Consider the following 8,502-nt stretch of genomic DNA (forward strand, 5'->3'; position numbering starts at 1 on the left):
CTATTGACAAACCGAAATTAATCTGCTATATTGGGACTAATCCGGTCAAAATATGACAAAAAACAAGGAAATCAAATGTCTATATATCTTAGTCTAAAAGAAATTTGGCGAAACAAGGGACGATTTTTTCTCTTCAGCATGGTGATTGCCCTGATCGCAGTTTTGGTTCTGTTCACAGCAGGTTTGGGAGAAGGCCTGGCTTCGGCGAATAAGGAATATCTTGAAAAACTGGATGCAGATCTTCTGGTTTTTCAGGGAGGTACAAATTATTCCACGATCGAAAGTCGTCTAGATTATCAAAAAGTGAAGCGGATTCAACGTCTGGATGGATTAGAAGATGCGGGACCGATTGGTTTTAGTAATCTAAAGGTCGTTCTGCCAGATGGTCTGGAAACATTGGATATTTCATTTGTCGGTGTAAACCCGGGCGAACCAGGCTCCCCACCAGTATTTGATGGGCAAAGCCTGAGTTCACGGCAGGCAAAGGTGATCGTTGTTGATCAACGGATTGCCGAGCAGGCCCAGGTAAATGTAGGGGATATGTTGACGATCAAATCCACCCAGGGAACGGATGATAAATTCTTTGATCTGCGTGTAGTTGGAATCACAGATGGTCGTCAATATTTCTTCCAGCCCTCAGCTTTTGTCTCCCTCCCCAATTGGGATCGATACAGACCCAAAGCGGATGCAGGAGAATACAGCTCCCGGCCCATCACCAATACGATCGCTGTCCGTTTGGAGAACCCGGCTGCGATGACGGCCATGTCTGCATATATCGAGAATTCCATAGTTGATGTGGAAGTAACCGATATTAGAACTGCTTACGAATCAGCCCCTGGGTATGCTGCCCAGCAAAATACACTTAATACGATGAAAGGCTTTACCTTTTTGATCGGCGTACTGGTCATCGGTGGATTTTTCCAGATCCAGACCCTCCAAAAAGTTCCTCAAATTGGGATGCTGAAAGCCGTCGGTACGCCTGATCAGATCGTTGCGGGTGCCTCGATTTTGCAGATCATCTTTGTAACCGTATTCGGGGTATTTCTGGGAGGCCTGGCTACCTTTGGGCTAACCCTGGGGATGCCATCCAGCGTTCCAATTATTTTCACTGGAACATCTGTGATCGTCGCTGTGGTCTCTTTACTCTTGATCGGGCCAATAGGCGGGATGGTGTCGATCCGTTTAGCATTAAAAGTCGAACCCCTGACTGCCTTAGGCATGTAGGAAGGAAAAGAAAAATGAATAATAAATATATTCTCGAAACAAAAGATGTAAGCAAGGTTTATGACAGCAATGGACTTGTTGTGAAGGCAGTCAATGAAGTTTCATTAAGTGTAACAGCAGGAGAATTTATTGGTTTGGTTGGCCCAAGTGGTTCAGGAAAAACAACCATGTTGGCCATGTTAGCCACCCTGCTCCGTGAGACAGAAGGAAATTTGATCATCGACGGGCAGGATCTTGGGTCAATGAGTGATCGCGAGCGGACTAAATTCCGTCGAGAAAAAATCGGCTTCACATTTCAAGCGAATAACCTTGTTCCCTATTTGACCGCATTGGAAAATGTTGAACTGATGATGCGTCTGAATAAGAAAAATACTCGTGAGAGCAGAAAGCGTGCCACAGAGCTATTGGTCCGTTTGGGAATGGATGATCGTCTGCATAACCTTCCTTCTCAACTTTCAGGCGGACAGCAACAACGTGTAGCGATTGCACGTTCCCTCGTCCATGACCCAAGCGTGGTGCTTGCCGATGAACCGACAGCCAACCTTGATACCGAACGTGCCAACCAGGTTGTTCAGATTTTTGCCGACCTGATCCATGAACAGAAACGCGCGGGGATCATGGTCACGCATGACCTGCGGATGTGTAAATATGTAGATAAAGTCGTCCAAATGGTGGACGGGAAGATCGCCCGCGTGATCACTGACCGAGACGAGATCAACTTGCTCGCCGGTACCAGCGAATTTGACAAGCTGCCTAAGCAAGCCCCCGTTGAAGAAAAATTGCATCCAGTTAATTCCCTTTTTAAATCAAACTTATCTCCTGCTCCTGCGGGAAACTAGAGCTAAAATTCAGGAGTTTCAATCATGAAAAAACTACTTAACCTCTCTGCTCTTAGCCTCTTCTCCATTTTGCTAAGTGCCTGTGCCAGCCCTGCCACAGCGGAAGAATTATCCGCTCAGCCCATAAATATTGAAAATGTGATCATCGCTGAAGGTCGCTTGGAGCCAATCGAGTATACAGAAGTCGCTTTTTCAGCTAGCGGAATCATTGAAAATGTGCTTATTGCCGAAGGAAAAGATGTTGCTGCTGGAGAATTGATCGCTATTCTCGAAAATACGGCTGCGCTAGAAGCTGAGGTCAAAAGAGCTGAAACGGCGGTTTTAGAAGAAGTTTCTCTTGCCTACCAGGCCCTGCGTGATGCCCAACAACAAGTGGATAATTACTCAATTCCTTCCAGATTTGATGCGATGACATCGACAGAAGCTGCCGCGGCAATGAAGATCGAAGTAGACAAAGCACGGTTTGATTATGAACCTTATATGGGCTACGACAATCCGCGTGGCTATATCAAAGATTTGGAAGAGATCCTTGAAAATGCTTGGGCTCGCTACAACCAGGCCCTTGAATGGATTGAGCGAGAAGCTGCTTTAGATGCTGCCGAACTTCGATTGACACAGGCAAATGCAGACCATAGCAATCTCCAGGAAAGCGGTTCCAGTGCGGTGCAAAACAATTTTTCTGCAGCGCAGATCGCCCTATCGAATGCTGAATTACGCTCACCAATTTCGGGCAGAGTAGCAGACCTAAATCTTTAAGTTGGTGAATCAATCATTGCAGGAGCCTCTGCCGTCACTATTGCGGATTTTTCTAATTGGATCATTAGAACCACAGACTTAAACGAATTGAATGTAGTGCAAATTCGCAAAGGGCAAGCTGTCAATATCAGCCTAGATGCGCTCCCTAATGTATCTCTAAAAGGTGTTGTATCGCAGATTGCCGAGACATTCTCAAATAACCAGGGTGATATTCTTTACGAAGTTAGCATAATTTTAGATGATACACATCCTGATATGCGCTGGGGAATGACCGCTTTTATCGAATTTATTAAATAAGATTTATATTAGAAAAACAATTTAGGATAAAAAAGGTAATAAATCTTGCTATAATGTTGTCTACAGTAGAGAGGAGATAAAATGAAAAACATGAATGCTGAAGAATTAGTTCATACCCGTATCCCGACAGAAGAGGGTACTTTTCAACTTTATTTATATGATAACGACCAGGATCACAAGGAACATATGGCGCTGGTTTTCGGCGATGTAAGCGGTGAAGATGTGCTTGTCCGTGTACATTCAGAATGTTTTACCGGTGATGTGCTTGGTTCCCAACGCTGCGATTGTGGCCCTCAGCTCCATTACGCGATGGATGCGATTGCCCAGGAAGGGCGTGGTATCGTTCTATACCTCCGTCAGGAAGGTCGTGGGATCGGCCTGGCAAGCAAATTACGCGCCTACAACTTGCAGGATCAAGGCTACGATACAGTCGATGCAAACCTTGCCCTTGGGCATCAGGCCGACGAACGGGAATACGATATCGCGGTTGCCATGCTTAAAGACCTCGGCGTGAAATCCGTTCGCCTGTTGACGAATAATCCAACCAAGATCGAATCGTTAACTGAGCTTGGGATGCCCGTAAATAAGCGGGTTCCGATTTTGATCCCGCCGACCGATGAGAATATCAATTATCTCTCCACCAAGGCCAAACGGATGCGCCATCTCTTTGCCTTTGAGCCTGTCCAGGTGAGAATCTAAATTAAGAATGATATTGAAAAGTCGAGTTTTACAACTCGGCTTTTTTGATTCTATTCGTTCAGCAGGGTATAATCTTCAAAAAACTTTCCAAAGGAAATAAATATGCCCTCTGATTTCGACAAGATCGTTGATCGCCGCCCAACCGCCTCCGCAAAATGGAATTTCTACGATGAAGATGTACTCCCCATGTGGGTGGCCGATATGGATTTCCCCTCCCCTCCGCCGATCCTCGGAGCGCTGCATGGCGCAGTCGGGCATGGTGTCTTTGGCTATGATTGGCCCACTCAGAAGTTGCTTACTGAAGTTGCCAATCGAATGAAACGTCTCTACGATTGGGATCTGACCTCTGAAGATATCATTCCGATCCCCGGTTTGGTGACGGGCTTTAATCTTGCTGCGCGTATCGTCTGCGCGTCCGATGAAGGCATTCTCACCCAGCCACCGGTTTATTTCCCTTTTCTTTCAGCCCCTGAAAATACCGACCTGAAATCACAAATGGCGCCGCTCAAGACCATTACTCATGGGCGCACTCTCCATAGCGAAATAGATTGGGAAGTCTTTGACAATGCCATCCATTCGGAGGAAGCCCGCACAGGCATGTTCCTCTTCTGCAATCCGCATAACCCGACCGGGACGATCTACTCCCGAGACGAGTTAACCCGCCTGGCCGACACCTGCCTCCGTGAAGATATCATCATCTGCTCCGACGAAATTCACAGCGAACTGCTCCTCGATGGGAATAAGCACATCCCCATCGCGACTCTTTCTCCTGAGATCGCCCAGCAAACGATCACCCTGGTTGCCGCCAGTAAAACCTTCAATGTGGCCGGGCTTTTCGTTGGCTTCGCGATCATTCAAAATGAAGAAATGCGTGAAAAATATAAAAAGGAAATCAAAAAGCTGACCCTCCATACCAACGGCCTGGGGCATATTGCCTCAGAGGTTGCTTTTTCTGGGGCCTGCGATTCATGGCTGGAAGAACTGCTTGATTATCTGGCTGCCAACCGTGATTATGTGGTCGATTATGTTGAGAAGAATTTACCCGGCATCCGTGTTTCCGTCCCCGATGCAACTTATCTGGCCTGGCTGGATTGTAACGAATTGATATCGAGTGGCAAGATCAAAGGCTCACCGCAGGAATTCTTTATCGAAAAAGGAAAGGTCGCTTTCAATGAAGGCGCGGACTTTGGACCCGGTGGCGAGGGATTTGTCCGGCTAAATTTTGGCTGTCCACGCGAGATCCTTGTAGATGGGTTGGAACGGATGAAAAAAGCTTTGAAATAATAAATTAATCCGTTCAAGCTTTTAATGCTTGAGCAGATTATTATATTCAGGAGGCAATCCGCAGAGACTATCTGCATTGGTCCTGTTTTGCCACAGCCAGATCATATTTTTCTTCATAAGGGTGAATTTACAAATCTGAATCAGAGTAAAGATATACTCAAAAATTAGAGCATCAAACTTATTTTGCCTATCTGAAAGACTGTCATTAGTCATTGTAATACCATTACTATGGGAAGAAATCCCATTTGCAATGGGAAATCTCGGTTACAATTATTTTGATTCCAAAAATTTAATGACATGGAAAGAGCACCATGCGGATTGTCGATATTATTATCAAAAAACGTGACCACAAAGAATTGACGAAAGAGGAAATCGATTTCTTTGTAGAAGGTTTTGTGAAAAATGAAATCCAGGATTATCAGGCGGCATCCTGGGCGATGGCAGTATTACTGAATGGTATGACGCCTCGCGAGACCACTGACTTAACACTGGCGATAGCCCACTCAGGTGATACGCTTGACCTTTCAGATGTGGTTGATATTGCAATAGATAAACATTCATCCGGCGGTGTGGGAGATAAAACTACGTTGGCCGTTTTACCTGTAGTTGCCGCTTGTGGGTTGCCCGTAGGCAAGATGTCTGGACGTGGATTGGGTTTCAGCGGTGGAACCCTCGATAAAATGGAGTCGATACCTGGTTTTCGGGTGGATTTGACGGCAGAAGAATTCAAAAAGCAATTACACGATGTCGGCATGGTCCTCTCCGGCCAGAGTGCTGATCTGGCCCCTGCAGATGGAAAACTCTATGCGCTGAGAGATGTAACAGGCACGGTTAAATCGATGCCCCTGATCGCCTCCTCGATCATGAGTAAGAAAATTGCCTCGGGTGTTCAAGCAATTGTCCTGGATGTAAAACTGGGTCTTGGGGCCTTTATGGAGACCCTTGAAGAGGCGCGTGAACTGGCAAAGCGGATGGTTGCGATCGGAGAATTAGCCGGGCGAAAAACCGTTGCCGTGCTTTCTGATATGAATCAGCCGCTCGGATATGCCGTGGGGAATTCGTTGGAAGTCCTGGAAGCGATTGACACCCTGCAAGGTGGTGGTCCTGATGATTTTATCGAGCACTGTCTGCATGTAAGCGCTCAGATGCTTCTTTTAGGGAAGCGTGCAGAAAAAATGGCGGAAGCACGTTCAATGTGCGAAGCTGCAATCGCAGATGGGAGTGCATTTGAGAAGTTTCGCGAGTTGATCTCTGTACAGGGCGGGAATCTATCATACATAGATGATCCATCCAAATTGCCAAAGGCGAAGCTGATCGAGACCGTAGCTGCCCCTCGCAGCGGAAGCCTGCTTCAGGTCCACGCGCGGCTCGTAGGGGAGGCGACTGTTACCTTAGGGGCCGGACGTTCCAAAAAGGATGATGCTATAGATCACGCGGTCGGAGTCATCATCCATCATAAAGTGGGCGACATCATCAACGGCGGGGAACCTTTATTTACCATCCACGCCAACGATGCTGAACTATTAACGCAGGCACGGGAAACAATTCTTAAAGCGCATTTATTCAGTGATGATCCTGTTGCACCCTTACCGCTTTTTTACGAGTAAATGCTTGCGAAATTTTAAGGAATAGTGCATACTAAGCTAAGGAGTGTGTGCAGAAATGGCAAAAGTATCTTTACGAAACTACAATCGGGAAATTGGCACCCTAATTGAACAGGGTCAAACCGAAGAGGCTGTCGGTCATTGCCATCATATTTTAAAGACTTTTCCGAAACATCTTGAAACCTATCGGCTGCTTGGTAAGGCCTATCTTGAGGCCAGGCGGTATAACGATGCAGCAGATATTTTTTCACGCACGATCATGTCTGTACCTGATGATTTTGTTTCTCATGTGGGGATGAGTCTGATTGCCGACGAAAAAGAAAAACATGATGAAGCGATTTGGCATATGGAGCGTGCATTTGAATCCCAGCCATCCAATGCAGCGGTACAGGGTGAATTACAACGACTTTATGGTCGCCGTGATGGAGTTGAACCGCCCAAGGTTCGCATGACAAGTGGGGCCTTGGCCAATGTCTATATGCAAGGCGAGCTATATCCGCAAGCCATCGCTGAAATCATGAGCGTAGAGTCCCGAGACCCTGGCCGCGTGGATATGCAGGTTTTGCTCTCCAAGGCCTATTTTCGTTCGGGGCAGCAGGTGGAAGCTTCCCAAATCGCCTCGGATTTACTGACCAAACGCCCCTACTGTTTTGATGCCAATCGCATTTTGGTCGAGGTTTTACCAGGAACGAGCCGCTCTGAAAGCACACAAACTTATCGACATAGAATCAACTCCCTTGATCCCTATGCTGCCTTTATCAAAGACTCTGTTTTTAATATTGATGATGTTCCGGATGCTGCCGTTAACCTGGAACGATTAGACTGGAAGCCCGGCAGTTCGCCTCAGTTGGCGAGTGGATGGGGTGAAACATTGGGTATTAAACTGGACCAGGATGAAGAGGAACAGCCTGCATGGTTAAAAGTGAGCGAAGACGATAGTGAATTTGGGTCTGCCTCCGCTTCAGAAGAACAAGCTGACGAAGAGAATATTCCCGATTTTATGCGTGATGCAGGATGGGATTCATCCTCTGGCGCACCCGAAGAGGAAAGCTCGATTTTTGATGAGCCCTTATCAAAAGAAGAAGAGATTGCACAAGGAGAATTGCCGGACTGGATGAAATCCATGGCCCCTTCTGACGAAGAATTAGCAGACGTTGAAAATCTTGCAGGGGAGGAAATTGATACAGGAAATGATATGGTCGCTGATAAATGGATGGATGATCTCTTGAGCGGAAACGCCGGGAAAAAACCAGACGAATCTCCGAAGGAAGATCCTATTGCAGATATGGGGTTCACTGAAGATCAGCCCTCTTTAGAAGAAGAAGTTGATCTTCCTAATTGGTTTGGGGAAGATGAAGAGACTAGCGTGGAAGAAGTTGTCTCCACTCCAGGTGATGAAATATCGCCTCTTGCGGAAATAGAAACCAGTCCAGATATTGCAGATGAATCACTGATCGCTGATCCCTCGATTGGAGAATTGGGCGCTTCCAGTGATGATCAGGACGCTGCTCTTAATTGGCTGGAGGGGCTGGCTGCCAACCAGGGCGCGAACCCAGAAGAATTGATCACTGATCCCAATGCACGGACAGAAGATGCCCCTGAGTGGGTGCAAAAAGCCCAGGATGCAGGGACGGGCGAACCTGCCGCAGAAGATCCCCTTGCGGGTATGGGGTTCACTGAAGATCAGCCCTCCTTAGAAGAAGAGATCGATCTTCCTAAATGGCTTCTGGAAGAGGAAGAGACAAGCGTGGAAGAAGTTGTCTCCACTCCAGGTGATGAAATATCGCCTCTTGCGGAAA

General features: G+C 46.9%; 8 protein-coding genes. All 8 read left to right on the top strand.

Annotated elements, in window-relative coordinates; translation table 11 throughout:
* Window positions 1-75 precede the first annotated feature (75 nt).
* The gene (locus tag AC3DOM_RS04605) at window positions 76-1,224 is read left to right on the top strand and encodes an ABC transporter permease (RefSeq protein WP_487917850.1); all 1,149 of its coding nucleotides are present in this window, start codon (window positions 76-78) and stop codon (window positions 1,222-1,224) included.
* 14 nt (window positions 1,225-1,238) lie between these two features.
* Window positions 1,239-2,063 (top strand): ABC transporter ATP-binding protein, encoded by an 825-nt coding sequence (locus AC3DOM_RS04610; RefSeq protein ID WP_487917851.1) that lies wholly within the window; start codon window positions 1,239-1,241, stop codon window positions 2,061-2,063.
* 24 nt (window positions 2,064-2,087) lie between these two features.
* Window positions 2,088-2,819, top strand: a complete 732-nt coding sequence (locus AC3DOM_RS04615; RefSeq protein ID WP_487917852.1) for an HlyD family secretion protein — start codon at window positions 2,088-2,090, stop codon at window positions 2,817-2,819.
* A 63-nt stretch (window positions 2,820-2,882) separates the two neighbouring features.
* Window positions 2,883-3,116, top strand: coding sequence for a hypothetical protein (locus AC3DOM_RS04620; RefSeq protein ID WP_487917873.1), 234 nt, complete (start codon window positions 2,883-2,885; stop codon window positions 3,114-3,116).
* Window positions 3,117-3,197: 81 nt separating this feature from the next.
* Window positions 3,198-3,815 (top strand): GTP cyclohydrolase II, encoded by a 618-nt coding sequence (ribA, locus tag AC3DOM_RS04625; RefSeq protein WP_487917853.1) that lies wholly within the window; start codon window positions 3,198-3,200, stop codon window positions 3,813-3,815.
* Window positions 3,816-3,917: 102 nt separating this feature from the next.
* Complete coding sequence (locus AC3DOM_RS04630; RefSeq protein ID WP_487917854.1) at window positions 3,918-5,099, top strand: MalY/PatB family protein; 1,182 nt, start codon at window positions 3,918-3,920, stop codon at window positions 5,097-5,099.
* 311 nt (window positions 5,100-5,410) lie between these two features.
* Window positions 5,411-6,706, top strand: a complete 1,296-nt coding sequence (locus AC3DOM_RS04635; RefSeq protein WP_487917855.1) for a thymidine phosphorylase — start codon at window positions 5,411-5,413, stop codon at window positions 6,704-6,706.
* 55 nt (window positions 6,707-6,761) lie between these two features.
* Window positions 6,762-8,502: tetratricopeptide repeat protein (locus tag AC3DOM_RS04640; RefSeq protein ID WP_487917856.1), on the top strand; the 1,741-nt coding region annotated here is incomplete at its 3' end.

This window comes from Candidatus Desulfolinea nitratireducens, from assembly GCF_982879505.1.

Coding starts and splice junctions, on each gene's coding strand:
- AC3DOM_RS04635 (WP_487917855.1), top strand. CDS start 5,411: ATGCGGATTGTCGATATTATTATCAAAAAACGTGACCACAAAGAATTG.
- AC3DOM_RS04610 (WP_487917851.1), top strand. CDS start 1,239: ATGAATAATAAATATATTCTCGAAACAAAAGATGTAAGCAAGGTTTAT.
- ribA (WP_487917853.1), top strand. CDS start 3,198: ATGAAAAACATGAATGCTGAAGAATTAGTTCATACCCGTATCCCGACA.
- AC3DOM_RS04605 (WP_487917850.1), top strand. CDS start 76: ATGTCTATATATCTTAGTCTAAAAGAAATTTGGCGAAACAAGGGACGA.
- AC3DOM_RS04615 (WP_487917852.1), top strand. CDS start 2,088: ATGAAAAAACTACTTAACCTCTCTGCTCTTAGCCTCTTCTCCATTTTG.
- AC3DOM_RS04630 (WP_487917854.1), top strand. CDS start 3,918: ATGCCCTCTGATTTCGACAAGATCGTTGATCGCCGCCCAACCGCCTCC.